The following is a 17,996-nucleotide window of genomic DNA, read 5'->3' as shown; positions in this document are numbered from 1 at the left end:
TGTTCTTAATTTAAAGGTAAGGTAACAAGGATATCCACACCATTATGTTCGCTGCGATTACGGGCAAGGATTTGTCCTTGGTGGAACTCGGCGACCAATCGCGCGATATACAGACCTAAGCCTAGGTGGGGTTTATCTTGGGCTTGATTTATCCGTACCGACACCATGGAATCGAAAATCTGCTCCGACATATCAATGGGCAGTTCAGGCCCTAAGTTACTGATAAGCAGAGTTGCTTGCTTACCCACTTGGGTGAGCGTGACTTCGATAGCACTGTCTTTATGGCAAAACTCAATGGCGTTGGCGATAAGTTTGTCCATTAACTGGGCGATATATTCTGGCACCCCTTGCATCATCAGTGGTTGCTCGGGCACTTTCACACTAAAGCCTTGTTCTGGATAGGTCATTTGATAACCTTGCATACAACCGCTGACCACTTGGGAGAGTGGGAACTTAGTGATATCGGCCTGCGTTAAACTCTGCTCTAGGCGTGTTGCCTCGCTCATGTTGTTTAAAATCATACTTAAGCGGCTGACACCTTCTTGGGCGCGGTCGACATATTTTTGCGTGTCTTTATCTAAGGTCTGCAGGTTTAAATGCTCAAGGGATGAACGCACCACAGCCACGGGCGTACGTAACTCATGGGACAGGCGCGACGACATGTTTTCTAGATAGTGAGTGTACTGCCCCAGTCTCCCCACAATGCTAGAGAAGCTACGGGACAGATCGCCAATTTCATCCCGAGCCTTCGACGGTTTGAGGTGATTACGCACACGGCCTTGGCTGTCGATGGCATTTTCGGCTTCATCGCGCAATTTACGGATGCGGTTAGAAATACTCGAGGCGAAGAAGAACAGCGCCAAGGTGCCCATACTCATTATGGTCAAAATCACGTTAAAGAGTTTTTCCAGCGCTCGGTTGCGTAGGGTTCGAATTCCGTGGGTGGTTTCTTCGGCGACGACGGCCCCCATCACATTGTTATCAATCCAAATGGGGCTCGCAGCGGCGAGTACCACAGCTTTGTTGTCTGGGGTTAACCGCCAAGTCGAACTTTGCTGACCCGCGAGGGCTTTTTGGATATGACTGCCGTCAAGCTCGGTGGAATCTTGTAAGGAATCAATAAAGTCTTTGGGCGGTTTAGTGAGAATTTTATAGTACAGCGGATGCAGATAATCACGCTTGAAGGTATCCCACAGCGCGGTGCTCTTTTCATCTTCTAAGGTGCGGGTCCATACACTGTCATTAGCGCGAATGTCACCGGATTTTGCCAGTACGCGACCGTGTTTATCGACCACCCAAATACGTGAGCTATAGTGGCTCATGCCTTTGATAATACTTTCAATTTCCGGTGATGGTACCAGCACAGTGCCGAGATTGTCGACCGTATCTAAGGCCGAGGTGCCGACAACTGCAGCGACATCACGGTATTTGCTGTCGTTGACATCGGCAATGGCAAATCCGAGTTTGCTGCCGACCATGTCTAAGGGAATACGCAGCTCGACATTGTAGCCCACATCTGTCGTTGCCCATTGTCCTTGGATACGCACCTCAGGTGTAACAGGCACAGTTTGCTTAGGATTAGCGGGTAATTCGAAGGCGCTGATCCAGCCGGGTTGAGTCGTGGCAACGATATAGCGTTTGAATTTATTGTCGGGCGCGAGTGTCGCAATCGAGAGATGATCGTTTCTATCAACACTTAGGGCATTTTTACCCCGCAGTACCACGGTTGGATCAATGACTTGAAAAAAAGCATACAGATAACCATCGTATTGGCCGACCATGTGGGTAAAGCTTAAGGTCAGGGGAGCGTTCGGATCGGCACGCATAATTTGGTGCGCCTCACCGTATTGGATAAATCTGTGCTGATATTCCTGCCATTCGTTGAGTTTGCCGTCGAGTAGAATCGCCCCCGCCAGTGGATAGGCGTATAGATCGCGGCTTTTTTCCACTTGCTTTAAAAAACTCGCTTGCCCATCGAACAATTTCGGCCGCTCGTGCAGCGCAGTGGCCAGTGCTTGAGTGGTGCCTTCTAAGGTGCGTTCTTGGCCGTGGCGAAGATACTTTTCCATTTCCCACACATATTGGTACCCCAGCCAAGGAAGGCAGAGCAAGAACAGGCTAAGGCCGATGACTTTAGTGCGTAGACCAAAGGGGAAACGTGTCATAAGTTAGGGATCAGCATTAATGGGTTTAAAAGTTCATTCATCCAAGGTTATCTGGTTCAACACCGCGCGCTTAAAGGTTGGTTAAGCCATAGATCAGGCTAAGCTGTCCCAGCGATAACCCATACCATAGACAGTATCAATACAATCAAACTCTGGCGCGGTAGCGATAAACTTTTTGCGAATGCGTTTCACATGGGAGGTGATAGTGCTGTCATCGACAAAGATTTTAGCCTCTTGCATTAATTCATGGCGACTGCGTACATGGCCAGGATGTTTGGCTAACGCATGCACCATCCAAAATTCGGTTACGGTAAGCTCGATTGGTAACTGGTTCCAATAGACTTGCATGCGGTTGGCATCAATGGTCAGTGGGCCACGTTCGAGCAAGTTTTCCTGCGCCGTTTGGCTGGCCGCAAGTTCAGAACGTCGAAACAATGCGGCTAAGCGTGCGGTTAAATGGGGAAAACTCACTTCTTTGCTCAAGTAATCATCGGCGCCTAAACGCAGGCCACACACAGTATCAAAGTCACTGTCACGGGCGGTTAAAAAGATGATCGGCAGTGTGCTCGACATGGCGCGCAATGACTGACATAGCATAAAGCCGCCGTCAATTTCATTACCTAAGCCGATGTCGATAATGGCTAAATCCGGTAAACGGGTATTAAAGGCTAGCATGGCCGATGGTCTGTCGGCGTAGGTTTGCACGCTGTAACCGTGTTGCTGCAGCACGTCCTTGTAATTCTCGCGAATGGCCGCTTCATCTTCCACTATGGCGATACGCTTCATAGAGCCGTATTCCTATTGACTTGGGGGAGTAAGTTTTCGTGACTATACAGGATTTTACCCGAGAAAAAAGGCCACAAATGTAATTGCCATTTTGTTGCCACAATTGATAGTTGTATTGCCATCTTCCATCCCTGCTCATGCCATTCCACTTGTGTTTAATAGCCCCATTCAGTTTTGTACCCGTTTGACCTGATGTGGTGTTGAGTGGATTGCTTCAGGTACGAGTCCAAGCTCAGCTAATAATCAAAAAGGAATGAGATGATGAAAAAGACACTAATTAATCTATTGGTTTTGAGTTTATTAAGCGCACCTGTAGCCAGTGTGTCGGCGCGGGTTTCACTGCAAAACCAAGTGATAGGACAAGACCTCACCCTAGAAAATGATGCCTATGCTAGCGGTATCGCGATGGATGACGAATACGCAAGCGAGGACGAACAACCGGAAGCCCTAATTGGCCTCGGTGGTGGAGCCTTAGTAGGGGCGTTAGTCGGTGGTCCAGTGGGGGCTATTATTGGTGCGTTCACTGGCACCTTAATTGGCAAATCAGTCAGCGATACAGACACACTGCACGTTCAGCAAAGACAGATCCATTTGCAAGAGTCCCAGTTATCCGAGTGGAGTGTAAAACAGCAAGCCGCCGAAAAACGGGCGAGCGAATATACCAAGGCGCAGCAAGAGCTTGATGAGTTGCTGTCAGCGCAACGTCAATTGCTCAGTGAACTCGCCTTGGGGCTTAGCGTACAGTTTAGTACCGGTTCCTCTGAGGTTGAATCGCATTTTTTACCTCAATTAGATGATGTGGCTGAGGTGATGAATTTGTCACCAGAACTCAATCTTGAGCTGAAGGGCTATGCAGACCGCCGTGGTGATGAGAGTTACAACCAAGCCCTTTCTGAGCAGCGTCTACTGGAGGTGCGTGGCTACCTGATTAAGCAAGGCGTCACTGCCGAGCGCATGACCACTCAAGCCTTTGGCGCTTTATCGCCTTTGCAAGCCGACCAAGACAGAGAATCAGATGTGTTCGACCGCCGCGTGACATTAACACTACAGCCTCATTTGGCCTTGACGGCAAGGCACTCTGCTGACTAGCGGTCAATTTAAGCAGTCCATTTTATGTCGTTCATATTAACGACAACCAACATCAGTTCATATTTGTTAATAGAGGAAGCCTTTGTGATGATCACAGGGAAAAGGGTAAAAGAAGTGAGTGAAGCGGTAGCGGTATTGCTGATTAGTGCCGCCGTGTGTTGGGGTTTGCCCTTTGTGGCATTGGCTTCGCCGAATAGTACCGGCACATTATCTGCGCCACAGAATATGGCTTCGGCATTGGTCGGGCAAAATAGTGCTCACAGAACGGCAGAGTCACACATCATTAATTACGATGACATTACTCAGGGATTATTACTTTATCGTCAGCCGAGCGGTGCTTGGGTGCCATCTTTGCCGCTCGATACACAAGTGTCGATGCAAGTATCTGGCTTAAGTAATCGCGTGAGCGTGAAACAGGTTTTTCGCAACAATACTGAATTTGTGTTGAATGGGCAATATTTGTTCCCGCTGCCCAATGAGGCTGCGGTGGATTCGTTGCGATTACATATAGGCCAGAGAGTGATCGAAGGGCAAATTCATCCTAAGGCCGATGCCAAGCAGATTTTTGAGCAAGCGAAAGCTGAAGGCAAACGTGCCAGCTTAGTGAGCCAAGAGCGGCCTAATATGTTCACGACCGAAGTCGCAAACCTAGCACCTCAAGAGGAGCTGATTGTAGAAATCAGCTATCAGGAGACCATTAAATATGAAGATGGTTTGTTTAGTTTACGTTTTCCGCTGGTGGTCGCGCCCCGTTATATTCCGGGATTAACATCGGATTCAAGTGCTAGCGACTCACATGATCCTATGGCACAGGTGCGCCAATCAAGCCGAGTGACAAGTTCGCAGGTGTTTGATGCTGACCGGATTGTGGCACCAGTGCGGGACGGCGCCAGTGGACGCGATCCTGTGCTGAAGGCAGACATTCAAGTCTTACTCGCAAAAGGGGTTGATAAAGCGTCCATTGAGAGTCCTTACCATGACATCAAACTCAAGCAAGACAACAGCGGCGCGGTCGATGTATCGCTGGCGCAACGTGTGCCCGCTAATCGTGATTTTGTGCTGCAATGGCGAGTACAGCAGGGCACTAGCCCAATGGCTTGGGTGTTTAATCAGCAAGGTCAAACCCATAAGCTTGATGGCGAAAATCTGTCTCAGGATACACTTGAGACAAGTAAAACCAGCGGCGTAAATGATGATAATTACAGTCTCGTCATGGTGTTGCCTCCTAAGGTTGAAAAGAGTACTCAGCCGAGTTTGCCCCGTGAATTAATTTTAGTGATTGATACTTCGGGCTCTATGGCGGGGGATTCTATCGTTCAAGCTAAAAATGCACTGTTATACGCGTTAAAAGGACTGAAGCCGGAGGACAGTTTTAACATTATCGAATTTAACTCCAGTTTGTCTCAGTTCTCAACAGTGTCATTACCGGGGACTTCGTCGAATTTGTCACGGGCCCGTCAGTTTGTGAGCCGTTTACAGGCCGATGGTGGCACTGAAATGGCGTTAGCACTGGACGCTGCCTTGCCAAAATCCTTGGGCAGTGTATCGCTTGATGCAACGCAGCCTTTGCGCCAAGTGATCTTTATGACCGACGGCTCTGTGGGCAATGAACAAGCGTTATTTGATTTGATCCGTTATCAAATAGGTGAAAGCCGACTATTTACTGTCGGCATAGGTTCGGCGCCTAATTCTCACTTTATGCAAAGGGCGGCTGAACTCGGTCGTGGCACTTTTACCTATATTGGCAAAGTGGATGAAGTCGATGAGAAGATCAGTGCCTTACTGAGCAAAATTCAATATCCGGTGTTAACCGATATTCAAGTGCGTTTTGATGATGGCAGTGTGCCCGATTACTGGCCATCACCGATTGCTGATCTGTACCGCGGTGAGCCAGTGTTCGTGAGTTTAAAGCGCAGCGCCCGTGAGCCACAGGAGTTAGTGATTTCAGGACGCCAAGGGCATCAAAACTGGCAACAGTCGCTCTCGCTGCAGGATAACTCTGCAGGATTGATGACCCATCAAGGTGCGGGTTTAGACTTACTGTGGGCGCGTAAACAGATTGGTGCATTGGAGTTGAGTAAAAATGGCGCGAATGATGACAAGGTCAAACAGCAAGTGACGGCCTTATCAATGAATTATCACTTAGTCAGCGCCTATACCAGCTTAGTGGCGGTGGACTTAACCCCAATTGACTCAACTGCAATGAGCCGTGATGCCGTGGTTCGTCAACACTTGCCCTTAGGTTGGCAACCTTTTGGAGCCTTGCCGCAAACCGCGACGTCAAGCCGTTTGGATATGTTATTAGGTGCACTGACCTTGCTACTCGCTTTGATTCTTACGGGATCGATTCTTCGACAAAGACGGGAAGAGAAGGCGGCCTTGGTGGCACTTACCAGTGAACGATGAGTTAAGCGCGATGAGCAAAAGCAGAACACAGCGATTTTTAGTGGTGGGATTATTTTTAATTGGCGCAACATTGTTAGGAAAGGGACTCTATATGCAAGCTAAAGCACACTTTGCCCAGTATTTGATTGAACAGGCGTGGACTAAAACCTTGGCTGATGGTCAATCCCATAAGCCTTGGTCATGGGCGGATACTTATCCCGTGGCAAAGCTGTCTATTCATCGTGAGCAAGTGGCGGCGAACAACAATATTGAAGCAGAGCTTAATGACAGTTTATACGTTCTTGCGGGGGCTTCTGGGCGCAATTTGGCCTTTGGTCCGAGTTTGGTGTTGTCCAGTGCGCCAGCGGGGCAAAAAGGCAATACTGTGATTGCCGGCCACAGGGACACGCATTTTGCGATACTTAATGGCATGGCGGTGGGGCGTCGATTATCGTTACAAACGCTTAAAGGCAATCACATTATTTATGAAGTGGTGGCGACTCAGGTCGTACATGAAACCGAAACTCAATTTATGGCGCCATCCGATGATAATCGCTTAACGTTAATTACGTGTTATCCCTTCGATTCACTTCAAGGTGGTGCTGAACTGCGGTTTGTGGTGCAGGCGATCCCCGTCGAAAATGAGTCGATGGAAACACACGGTACGAATGCATCCGTTTCAATAGGGAGTGGCGTGCAAGGGAATATTGGAACTGTTTCACGCAGTTTCAAACATTAATCTGAAATCTAATTTAAATCATTCACTTAGCTTTCAAAAAAATGCTATTTTGTTAATCATCTTAGCCTGAAGCTGAATTATCGGCTTCAGGCTAAGTTATAACCATCAGTTACTGATAGGCAGCACACGATTTCGTCCTAAGCGTTTGGCTTCATAAAGTAATTTGTCTGCCGCTTCAATCAATTGCATACCCGTTTGTTTTTCTTGCCATTGGGCGACGCCAAAGGAAGCACTGATATTATTGATGCGTTCGTCTTTGCGTCTGTCTTTTAAACTGAGTTTTTCGAGTCCACGGCGCATAGCTTCGGCCAGTTGCCTTGCGATACGTAGCTGACTTTTAGGGACAATAATCGCAAATTCTTCACCGCCAAAACGATACAGTTTCGTGCCATCGCGGCAGGATTCCTGTAGTCGTTTCGCCACGGCGCGTAACACTTGGTCGCCGAGTTGGTGGCCATAGGTGTCGTTAAACACTTTAAAATGGTCGATATCGGCCAAGATCACACAAGTGCCTAAGGGGGCTTGGGCTATCATTCCTGCAAAATCAGTGTCAAAGGCGCGGCGATTAAAGCAGCCCGTCAGTGCATCGTAGAGAACGTCTTTTTCTGTTTGTTCAAGTTTTTTCTTTAGTGCGTCTATTTCGGTTTGAGCCTTCTGCAGCTGACCAGTAAAGAACTCTGTGCTCGAGCGAATATTGTCCGACTCTTTCACTAAGCTGCGGACCAGATCGAGTACTTGTTCGACGCTAAAGCCTTCGTCTTCGATGCGGTTGAGCTTTTCAAAATTACTTTCGATACGCGACTGGAAGTCATTGGCATCTAGATTGGTATCTTTGAGTGATTGGGAAAGCTCAGTCACCATAGCATCCAGATTTTGGCGCATTTCTCTGACATCGAGTTCAACTGGGTCGGCAACATATTGGCGATACAAGATTTCGCTACTGACTGGAGGGCAAGTGTTGTATTGGGCAATAACAGTATCGAGTTGTTGATTTAATTCGGGATTTTGTTCACCAACATAAGTGTACCAAAGCGCATAGTTGACGGGTGTGGTCGGAATTTTATGTTTGAGCATCAGAGGCACTGCTTTTTTGAGGTTCAGTGCAGCAGCTTGTAATAACTCTAGCGACATATTGTTACCTTACTCAATGAAAATACACGGATATTTTAAAATTTTCGCTATTTTTTATTCTGTTGCAGTCAGATTTAGGTCAACGACAAGAATATCGGTCAGATGGAGACATGATTACCGTTTACTCTTGGATGCAGCGACTCCGTTTGCGCTAAGACTTCCATCATAAATTAAAGATGATATGGTAAAGTCTATCCTTAAAACCAAATAATGATAATAACTTGGGAGAAAGTTGTGAAAAATTTAATCATAACCACAAGTCTGTTGGCCACTATCTCATTACCTGTCTTTGCTGAAACGGCATTTGTGAAAAGTCTCGATCTCGTGCAATACCGAACCGATGTGAAAACCTTAGCGAGCGATGCTTTTGGGGGACGCGCGCCCTTATCTGAAGGTGAGACCTTAACTTTAGACTATTTAGTGACAGCATTTAAAGATATGGGTCTCAAACCCGGATTTGGCGATAGCTATTTACAGGCGGTTCCTTTGGCGCAAATTAGTGCCGATCAAAACATGCAGCTTGATATCGGCGGACTTAAATTTGCCAATGGCAGTGAATTTACCGCGAGAACCCAAAGAATCGCCGAAAAAATCAGCTTGAATAAAAGCGATGTGGTATTTGTTGGCTATGGTATCAATGCACCCGAATATGGCTGGAATGATTATCAAGGGTTAGATGTAAAAGGCAAAACGGTCATCGTACTCGTGAATGACCCCGGCTTTGCGACCCAAGATCCAACAATATTTAAAGGCAATGCTATGACCTATTATGGTCGCTGGACTTATAAATATGAGGAAGCGGCGCGTCAAGGCGCTGAGGCCGTGTTTATTGTTCACGAAACAGCGCCTGCCGCCTATGGCTGGGGAGTGGTGCAAAACTCCAACACGGGCACTAAGTTTACTCTGGTCGATGCCAATAATAACCAAGGTCAAGTGGGCGTGATGGGCTGGGTTCAGCACGAAACCGCACAAAAAATCTTTGCCAAAGCGGGATTGGATTTCGATAACTTAAAACGGCAAGCAGCCAAGCCAAACTTTAAGGCTATCCCACTTAAGCTGAGCGCGCAGCTCACGTTAAACAATAAAATTGAACGCGCCGAGTCCCATAACGTTGCGGCTTTACTGCCCGGTAAAACGCGCCCCGAGGAAGTGGTGATGATGCATGCCCATTGGGATCACCTTGGCACTGTGATTGAAGACGGTAAGTCAGAGATTTTAAACGGAGCGGTCGATAATGCCAGCGGTGTGGCGGGGGTTTTAGCGTTAGCGCGTTACTTCAAACAGCAAGCTAGCACGGCGCCACTGGATCGCTCGGTGCTCTTCAGTGCTTTTACTGCAGAAGAAACGGGCCTGATTGGTGCACAGCATTTTGCTCAGCATCCCAGTGTGCCAACCAAAAATATCGTCGCCTTTTTAAATATCGATGGCATGAATGTAAATAAAGGCGTGGATTACATTTTGCGCTATGGGGAAGGGGTATCTGAGTTGGAGCAATACTTAGATAAAGCCGCCAAAGCCCAAGACCGTTCGGTAAAAGCGGATCCAAGACCACAGAATGGATTGATGTTTAGATCAGACCATTTTGCGCTGGCCCAGCAAGGTGTACCAGGATTGTTATTTATGAGTCTTGGGGATACAGATCCTGACTATATTGCGCATAAATATCACCAAGGAGCCGATGATTATGATCCAAATTGGACGTTGGAGGGCGTAAGTCAAGACCTAGACTTGATCGCCAGTATGATAACCACTTTAGCGAATGGTTCAGATTGGCCCCATTGGCTTGAATCATCAGACTTTAAAGCCAAACGTGAGCAGGATGGCCGTAAATAGGTTTAATGGGTTGGATCATGAGGGCGTCCAGTAGGCGCCCTTATTTTTTAGCACTAATTTGGGCTAGGGTTCGGGCAACTGTTTGAGCGAGAAGGGGTGTTTAATACAATATGGGAAGAGATTTTTATAGAATTAAAAGGAATAGCTGATAGAAAGCATAGGGCCAATAAAATTGTAATAGATGTTGTAATCGGCGATTTGAGTATCTTTATTCGGCGAATTTTGGGCGATATCAACGTCAACTTTATAGTAGTTATAGGCCACGCTCATACGCCAGTTTGGGGTGATTTGTGCATTAACCCCCACTTTAATATCAACCAGTTCGCCTTTGACATCATTGAGTTTGATGTAAAAATACTGTGCATGGCTGGTGATTTGCCAACCGGGAACAAATTCATACTGACCATATATGCCAATGTCGGGCAGTGGCGCAGTGACATTTTCGTCAACAATGCGCGGAATTGCTTGGCTACCGCAGACATTATTGAGTAATTCCGATGAAGCGCAAACACCAATCACCCCTTCAAAACCTGTCTTGATAAACATAGTATGTAAACCAAGTGATAGACCGACATCATAGTTACTGCCTTGAAATACATCATAGCCATAGCCGAAGCGCAGTACATCAATGTTTAAGGTTGAATTTAGATTACCGCCTGCTTTGATATCATAAATGGTGTCGTTAATCTCGAGCTGGAAGGGTTTCGTTAAGGCTTGGGTTTCGGCGTTACGATGAAGCTGTTTCCAGTCTAGGTAGATATTGTGTCGTTCGTTAAAGTGATAATTTAACTCGATAAAGGGTAAAAATTCGTTTTCTGCAAGTTGTAGATCGGACTCATAATCTAAGGTGAAATTATTACCCGAAATAGGGTTAGTGACTTCCATATTGGTGTCTGATTGCGAATAAAAGCCGCCTAACTGAATAGTAAAATCATCGGCTTGCACTTGAGTGCTGAGCAGTGACGCTATGATTAGGGGTAATAGGCGGATCGACATGTTAAGGAGTGACTCCTGCATTATTCTTATTATGTTTAGCGATAAGGTCAGAATTTAGTGCCATAAAAAAACAACATTTGGAGTTTAACAGCAAATTTTTCAATGTGAACAAAATGTTTTAAAAAATGCAAAAAATTGTGATTCAAAACAAAAGTAGGGCTGGTTCTCGTGAGGTTGAATGAAATTTGAGTGAGCGATCACATCAATTGTGGATTGAAAGACTAAGGGCAAGTGTTTCCTTCCTGAACGGCTTTAGGATTGTTGCGTTGTTGATGGGGCGAGATACAAATGGATATAGACACAAACATGGTGGAGAATCATCAATATTGAGAATATCTAGCGGTACGATCCCGCTAGATATTGATATGTCCTAGTACTTCTATTTCGTCTCGATAGAGGACGATAGAGGTGACGGGGTAGAAGTCTCAGCCTCTACGCTATCAGCCACGATTTTTGGGCTACTTGGTTCATCTTTATTAAACATGCCTAAACGGATGCGAATAAAATGCAAAATTTGCGCGGCAATATCCACATTCAAACAGGACTCTAAGCCCTCAAACCCTGGAGATGAGTTAGCCTCACAAATTTTGTAATGGCCGTTATCAAACAATAAATCGATACCTGCAACATCAAGATCGAGAATATTGGCTGTTTGGGTGGCAAGCCATTCAATTTCAGGAGTGATCTGAAATGGACGCGCTGAACCACCGGCACTGACATTGGCTTTGAAACTGTCTTCTTGACCACGCCTTTCATAGCAACCCGCCACACGACCACCAATAGTGAATACGCGTAGATCGCGCCCATGACTGTTAGCGATAAACTCTTGCAGAATGATGTTAGCGTTTTTATTGGTCGCTTCAATCAGCTGCATTAAATCGTCAAATTCACGCGCCTTATGGGATAAAAACACACCACTGCCCTGTGAGCCTGAAAGTGTTTTTATCACCACAGGAAAACCGAGATGGCGTTCTACGAGGGCGATATCGACGGGGAACTTAACCAACATGGTTTTAGGCGTAGGCAGATTTTTCTCGGCCAACAATTGTTGGGAGAATAACTTGTCTTTAACGATTTCAATGGCTTTAGATGGATTGAGGCAATATACCCCTAATCTTTCTAAGTGACGAATAATGGCTAAAGCAAAGTAGGTCGTGCCTGAGCCCATTCGCGGAATGATAAAATCGGGCAGCTCGACGGCTTGCCCATTCAATAAAATACTCTTGTTATCTTCTCTGGTGACAGTCAGATCAAATTCATCAGGTGCGTAAACTTCCAACTCTATGTTATCGGCTTTTGCTGCCGCCAGTAGACGCTCAATTTCATACCATTCAGGTTTTAGCTGAGTCGCGGTTTCTTTATATAAAATCCAACCACGCATTTAGTAGCAAACCTTAATCTTCATTCTTTATCCTCGGGTTCAGGTTCATCCTGAACATCATCTTCAATATCAAATACAGCCTCAGTCTCTATTTCTATCTCGGGCTTGGTTGCAGGCAAATGCACTGTACCAACCACGGCATAAAAGGGTTTCCCCATGGCGAGCCTGCGATACTTTACCCAGATCTGCTCTAACAAGCTACTGGGGGCGATATTTCCTTTGGCGACTTCCACAAATTGGGCTTCATCAGAGGTGCAAGGCAGCGTTTTTCCTTCCGCTAAATTCTTCATCGCATGACCATGCAATTCAAGGAGTTCAGCTTCTTTATTGGTAAAATCGCCGCTTCGTTTAAAGCCTTTGGGGAAATTAGCATCGTCGTAGAAACGTTTTTGAGAGACAAAACTGGCAGCAACTGAGCCGTTAAACGTCTCAGAACCCTTGTTAGCGTTAAAAAAAGACTGTTCAGACATGGCAGATACCCTCTAGTTTTTGATATACAAAGATTTGCAACTGGAGTATTGGCTAGTATTATTGATTTATAAATCAAAAAAATTTGCCTATGTTGGTCAAGAATTTTTATGGATACCGATTTACTAAAAACCTTTCTCGAAGTCTCCCGTACTCGCCATTTTGGTAAAGCGGCTGAGAATCTTTACCTCACCCGAAGCGCTGTGAGTTTTAGGGTGAAACAGCTTGAGAGCATTTTGGGTGTCGCCTTATTTGAACGGCAACGTAATAATATTCAGCCCACGCCAGCAGGCGAACGTATGCTTGGTCATGCCGAGGCGGTGTTAACAGCATGGGAGCGGGCTAAGCAAGATGTTTCCCTCAGCCAGTTACAGACAACGCAGCTTGCCATCGGTGCAGGGCCGAATATTTGGGACGCTTACTTGCAAGGTTATTTACAGGGATTGCATGTCGGTTTACCTGGCGTGGCGTTGCGCACCGAAGTGCTACCCGCGAATGCAATGACGCGTCAGCTAATGGACCGCACCTTAGATATTGCGATTTCATTCGATCCGCCAAAGCTTGATCAATTTGAGATAGTACAACTGGGGCAAATTAATTTGTTGCTGGTGTCGAGCTTAAAAGGTCAAACGGTAAAAGCGGTTGTGCCGGGGCAATATGTAAAAGTCGATTGGGGTACGGCGTTCAATATTGTTCACGCGCAGGAATATGCCTCGCTGCCAGTGCCAACGCTGCACACGAGTTCAGCACGTATTGCGTTAGATTTCATCTTGAATAATGGCGGCTGCGCATTTTTACCTGAGCATCTAGTGCAACATGCATTGCGCGGCGGCGAATTGCATCTTGTCAGCGGCGCGAATGCCATTTCACGAAATGTGTATCTTGCGTATTGGGCTGAGAATGACCGCTTAGCCCAGATCAAACAAGCCATCGACTTTTTAAGGGACGATGGCTCAATGGTTTCTCATACAACGGTTTAGAAACTAAGAATTAAAGCACTAGCGGCGTTAATACAACCAGCCAAGTTAATCCACAAAGCGCAAGACTCATAAAGACGGCAGCCGAGGCAATGTCCTTGGCTTGGCCACTTAACGGGTGTATTTCACTGCCGACACGGTCAACCACAGCTTCAATCGCCGAGTTTAATAGCTCAACAATCAACACGATAAACAACGTGAAAATCAGCATAAGGCGTTCAATAGTGCTGATATCAACCCATAAGGCTACGGGTAACATGACTATCGTCAAGATTAATTCCTGTCTGAAGGCGGCTTCGTGGATCCAAGCGGCCTTTAGGCCCTTCATCGAAAATCCCGTCGCTCTGAATATGCGCTTAATACCGTGATTATTGGCTGGTTTCATAGTGTTTCCAATTGACGTTAGCGACAAAGCGCTGAGGTTCTGCTCATTCAAAACAGGGTGAATAAACCCTACTGTTGTCTTTGTTAACATTTGACTGAGTCATAAATTTGGCCGCAGTATAGCCTGAGATGAAAAGTGCATAAACAATTAACTGAGCAAATTTGATCATCAACATTCGTTGTTAACTTAGGGAGTTAGTGACTTTTGCGGTTATTTTAGTGCAACTTTAGCCGTGCGGCCTAAGCTTGATGAAGGATATATTGCAGCGTGGGCAAGGGAATGACTCATACTAACCCGTTACGAAATTTAACATTTAATCAGTTCATCCGTTTTAGTATTTTTAAGCTCAGCTTGCTTATAATTTGCGGTTTAACTCTTTCGGTTAACGCACACACCTCACCTCCTGCCATACAACTTGCTACCGAGTTTGATGCGACTCGAACTTCGCAAGATATTAATATTCAAAATTTTTTGATTAGTGAGAAACTCGACGGGGTTCGAGGTTACTGGAATGGCAAGGAATTATTCACTCGGCAGGGAAATGCCATCGCCGCACCCATTTGGTTTACTGCGAATTTTCCTAATTATCCCCTCGATGGTGAATTATGGCTTGGGCGAGGCCAGTTTGAAGCGATGTCGAGTTTAGTTCGACAAACTTCGGCTAAGGATGATGATTGGCGCAAAGTGCGATTTATGGTGTTCGATGTCCCCAAGGCGAGTGGCGACTTTCAGCATCGCTATCAATTTGCGCTGACTGAACTGAGTGGCAAATCGAATTATCTTGAAGTCATAGTGCAGTTCCAAGTAGAAAGCCTTGAAGCCCTGTATCAAAAACTCGATGCCTTAGTTGCAAAAGGCGCCGAAGGCTTGATGCTGCATCGCAGTTCTGCGACTTATATCAGTGGCCGCAATCCTCATTTGATGAAGCTAAAACCTTATTATGATGCTGAAGCTACTGTTATCGCTTATATCCCTGGTAAAGGTCAATTTGCAGGGCAGATGGGCTCATTAAAAGTGCAAACGCCAGACGGCCGAATTTTTAGTATTGGCACAGGTTTTAGTCTCGCAGAGCGCCAACATCCCCCCGCAGTGGGCACTATCATCACCTATAAATACCTTGGGCTTACCGTTAACGGTTTACCGCGGTTTGCCAGTTTTTTACGGGTAAGAACCGATGTTGAAACTGAGTAGCCGTTCCTAGTAAATCAAATTGCGCATAAGTCTTTACGCTGAGTAATGCGCAATTGATATTTTGATAGTGTTATTCGTAATAGGCGACTGTCGATAATAGTTGTTCACTGAAATTAAAAATATCATCTACAGAGTTAATAGGATGACGAGTTTCATTTTTATTTTCATCCACTAATCCTAGATACTTTTGTTTAGCATTGAAGTGTAAGCGGCATAAGGGTTTTCGGTTATTATCATCCAATAGTATGCCAAAGTAACTTTGGGTATCCCTTGCGATGATTCGATTAACTTCTATTTTTTGCCTCAATATAGCTTTTATCACATTGAAACCGTCAATTTCTTCTTCAGTAGTAACTACTTTAATTTTTTCATCATTGGATGGGATTGGGGTATCGATTAAATTTTTGTTTTCATCAGTTGGTTTATCATTGCCAATAGCGGATTTTAAACGTTCATTAATGCTGTCGTTGAGAAATTGTCTTAGTGCTTTATGAGTAATTTCAGCAAATTGATGTTTTACTTTAGGTGTAAGAACCCCATCATAAGCCCTTGAGGCAAAAAAGCGAATAAACTCTTCTTCAGGTTCTTTAAATTGCTCACTAATAATACGTTTTATCTGACTCAAGTATTTTAGTTCTCCTGCCGCGCTGACTATTGAGTTAACGTCGAACGAGTTTTTAGTCAGCTTTTTAACTTCAGGAATTAAGTGTTCATCAATATTTTCAAGATCTAAGATCAGAAATGGTTTTTCATCCATTTTGTTAGGAGCATCAAGATCGGTATAAAATTGATATTCAGTACCGTTTGTAAGAATAGCTAAGCGTGCGTTTGTGACAGAAAAATAACGAAATAGTTGTGACGCATGCTTTATGGACAGCTTTTCATTGTACTTTTTGCATTCAATAAGGATTTGCACTTCACCTTCTTTAATTAATGCGTAGTCAACTTTCTCACCTTTTTTACCTATAGTATCTGCCGTAAATTCTGGGACAACTTCGCTAGGATTAAAAACATCATATCCTAGAACTGTATGCAAAAATGGCATGACTAAGGCATTCTTAGTCGCTTCCTCAGTTTGAAGGCTATTAGCAATTTGAGGGATGCGTTTTGATAGAACATCGATTCGTTCAATAAAATCCATTTTACTTTTCCTCTTCTTGTACTTTGTGGTGTATTTTTTATTTGAGCGAGTATGCGGTGAACATTCAGTTTTATTTTAAACCGTACTCTGACATATAAACCTAGTCGATAAAAAATCCTTAGCAAGGAGGCTAATTTGTTTCTGTGCTGTTTATCGTATATTTTACGGGTTAGGTTAAATTTTGTGTGTGCTTGGTATGTATATGGCTCAAGGGGAATATTTTAGCTGAGGTGACACCCTTAACTTTCGGATCGTAGCGCGCATTTTATTTTTGATAATGGTTTGGCGTAAGAATATTTTGTGTTTCTAGGTTTAACATGTTGTATTTATAGGTAAATAATTAATGTATTAAGCTGCTTATCATATTAAGTTTACATCTAGGTTTAAGCACACTAGATAAATTATTGATAATACTAAGCTATGAGGTATTCATGTTAAAAAATCAAAGTGTACGGCGAATATTGATGGTTTGTATGGGTAATATTTGTCGCTCACCGACGGCAGAGGCGGTTTGTCGTTTTAAGATTGCTGAGCGCAGGCTTAATATTGAGGTGGATTCGGCGGGTACTATTGGTTATCACCAAGGGGATAAGCCCGATAGCCGCGCTATTGAGGCTGGTAAAAAGCGGGGTTTTAGTTTCGAGGGCATGCGGGCACGGCAGGTGGTGAATGCTGATTTTGAGCATTTTGATTTAATTCTAGCTGCGGATAATGCCAATTTGGCGGATATGCTTAGCCGTTGTCCGGTTGAGTATCAACACAAGTTACAGTTAATGTTGTCCTATGCTGATACGCAAATAACGGAAGTACCAGATCCTTACTATGGCGGCGCACAGGGTTTTGAACTAGTGCTCGATCTCCTCGAGCAGAGTATGGAAGCTTTATTAGATCAATTAACCGAAAAGTTCCGTTGAGATGCGTATTTCCATTTACGGTTTGGGTTTTATGATAAGTTCGGGTAAATCCCCTTATGCGAGATGACGATGAAAGTAATGGATTCTGAAAACCGAGTATGGTTCTTTTTGGAGCATGAAGGTCGCTTGTACTTGAATGCAAATTGCAACATGAGTGCATTTGGCTATAGCTATATGATCCAGCTCAATGGTCAGGAACTGCAAAATTATGAAGGTGGTGGCCGCGAGTATCTAAATAATCTTGCTCACGATATTCATTATTCTGTTCCAATCGCAAAAGACACAACGTCAATTTACAAAGGTCGTGAAGTTTCAAAACAGCTAGCTGGTTTAGCAACAGAAGCGATTAAAGCGTGGCGTGCTTAAAATCGGTTAACTCTAAAATGCCCCAAAGCTTGTTTCAAAGTTTAAAATG

The 17,996-nt window shown here is 45.0% G+C and carries 16 protein-coding genes; 8 read left to right on the top strand and 8 right to left on the bottom strand.

From position 1 onward, the window contains the following. Positions 1-5: 5 nt before the first annotated feature. A complete protein-coding gene (gene pdsS / locus KO531_RS04950) occupies positions 6-2,165 on the bottom strand; it encodes a proteobacterial dedicated sortase system histidine kinase (RefSeq protein WP_028760269.1) in 2,160 nt (719 codons plus the stop codon). A gap of 93 nt (positions 2,166-2,258) precedes the next feature. Continuing rightward, entirely contained in the window at positions 2,259-2,951 is a 693-nt protein-coding gene (pdsR, locus tag KO531_RS04945) for a proteobacterial dedicated sortase system response regulator (RefSeq protein ID WP_006081337.1), read from the bottom strand. A gap of 258 nt (positions 2,952-3,209) precedes the next feature. On the opposite strand from pdsR, the gene pdsO reads away from it, so the two are divergent. The 3 genes from pdsO (at position 3,210) to KO531_RS04930 (ending at position 7,164) form a co-directional block, all read left to right on the top strand. After that, positions 3,210-4,040 carry a sortase-associated OmpA-like protein PdsO gene (gene pdsO, locus KO531_RS04940; RefSeq protein ID WP_219250521.1) on the top strand — a complete coding sequence of 277 codons (831 nt, stop codon included), beginning with the start codon at positions 3,210-3,212 and terminating at the stop codon, positions 4,038-4,040. Between the two features lie 87 nt (positions 4,041-4,127). After that, the gene (locus tag KO531_RS04935) at positions 4,128-6,446 is read left to right on the top strand and encodes a marine proteobacterial sortase target protein (protein ID WP_219250559.1); all 2,319 of its coding nucleotides are present in this window, start codon (positions 4,128-4,130) and stop codon (positions 6,444-6,446) included. A gap of 10 nt (positions 6,447-6,456) precedes the next feature. Beyond that, the gene (locus KO531_RS04930; protein WP_028760266.1) at positions 6,457-7,164 is read left to right on the top strand and encodes a class GN sortase; all 708 of its coding nucleotides are present in this window, start codon (positions 6,457-6,459) and stop codon (positions 7,162-7,164) included. 105 nt (positions 7,165-7,269) lie between these two features. On the opposite strand, the gene KO531_RS04925 is transcribed toward KO531_RS04930, so the two are convergent. Beyond that, a complete protein-coding gene (locus tag KO531_RS04925) occupies positions 7,270-8,295 on the bottom strand; it encodes a GGDEF domain-containing protein (RefSeq protein WP_028760265.1) in 1,026 nt (341 codons plus the stop codon). Between the two features lie 210 nt (positions 8,296-8,505). Between KO531_RS04925 and KO531_RS04920 the strand changes: the two genes are divergently transcribed. Beyond that, positions 8,506-10,128, top strand: a complete 1,623-nt coding sequence (locus KO531_RS04920; RefSeq protein ID WP_219250520.1) for a M28 family metallopeptidase — start codon at positions 8,506-8,508, stop codon at positions 10,126-10,128. Between the two features lie 132 nt (positions 10,129-10,260). Here KO531_RS04920 and KO531_RS04915 read toward each other — a convergent pair whose 3' ends face one another. The 3 genes from KO531_RS04915 to KO531_RS04905 form a co-directional block, all read right to left on the bottom strand. Continuing rightward, entirely contained in the window at positions 10,261-11,124 is an 864-nt protein-coding gene (locus KO531_RS04915; protein ID WP_028760263.1) for a hypothetical protein, read from the bottom strand. Between the two features lie 379 nt (positions 11,125-11,503). Further along, complete coding sequence (locus KO531_RS04910) at positions 11,504-12,505, bottom strand: RimK family alpha-L-glutamate ligase (RefSeq protein ID WP_113941500.1); 1,002 nt, start codon at positions 12,503-12,505, stop codon at positions 11,504-11,506. Positions 12,506-12,525: 20 nt separating this feature from the next. Then, positions 12,526-12,975, bottom strand: coding sequence for a DUF413 domain-containing protein (locus tag KO531_RS04905; protein WP_219250519.1), 450 nt, complete (start codon positions 12,973-12,975; stop codon positions 12,526-12,528). 108 nt (positions 12,976-13,083) lie between these two features. Between KO531_RS04905 and hdfR the strand changes: the two genes are divergently transcribed. Beyond that, complete coding sequence (hdfR, locus tag KO531_RS04900; RefSeq protein WP_219250518.1) at positions 13,084-13,953, top strand: HTH-type transcriptional regulator HdfR; 870 nt, start codon at positions 13,084-13,086, stop codon at positions 13,951-13,953. 10 nt (positions 13,954-13,963) lie between these two features. On the opposite strand, the gene KO531_RS04895 is transcribed toward hdfR, so the two are convergent. Further along, a complete protein-coding gene (locus KO531_RS04895; protein WP_028760259.1) occupies positions 13,964-14,335 on the bottom strand; it encodes a diacylglycerol kinase in 372 nt (123 codons plus the stop codon). A 279-nt stretch (positions 14,336-14,614) separates the two neighbouring features. On the opposite strand from KO531_RS04895, the gene KO531_RS04890 reads away from it, so the two are divergent. Beyond that, positions 14,615-15,526 carry a DNA ligase gene (locus KO531_RS04890; RefSeq protein WP_219250517.1) on the top strand — a complete coding sequence of 304 codons (912 nt, stop codon included), beginning with the start codon at positions 14,615-14,617 and terminating at the stop codon, positions 15,524-15,526. A gap of 70 nt (positions 15,527-15,596) precedes the next feature. Here the strand turns inward: KO531_RS04890 and KO531_RS04885 are convergent, their stop codons facing one another. Next, positions 15,597-16,667 (bottom strand): type I restriction endonuclease, encoded by a 1,071-nt coding sequence (locus tag KO531_RS04885; RefSeq protein WP_131525545.1) that lies wholly within the window; start codon positions 16,665-16,667, stop codon positions 15,597-15,599. 431 nt (positions 16,668-17,098) lie between these two features. Between KO531_RS04885 and KO531_RS04880 the strand changes: the two genes are divergently transcribed. Next, positions 17,099-17,581 (top strand): low molecular weight protein-tyrosine-phosphatase, encoded by a 483-nt coding sequence (locus tag KO531_RS04880; RefSeq protein ID WP_219250516.1) that lies wholly within the window; start codon positions 17,099-17,101, stop codon positions 17,579-17,581. Between the two features lie 69 nt (positions 17,582-17,650). Continuing rightward, positions 17,651-17,947 (top strand): hypothetical protein, encoded by a 297-nt coding sequence (locus KO531_RS04875; RefSeq protein WP_251068840.1) that lies wholly within the window; start codon positions 17,651-17,653, stop codon positions 17,945-17,947. Positions 17,948-17,996 lie beyond the last annotated feature (49 nt).

This window comes from Shewanella sp. NKUCC06_TVS (genome assembly GCF_019345515.1).
Taxonomy (GTDB): Bacteria; Pseudomonadota; Gammaproteobacteria; order Enterobacterales; family Shewanellaceae; genus Shewanella; species Shewanella oncorhynchi.
This window is presented reverse-complemented; position numbering and strand designations above follow the sequence as displayed.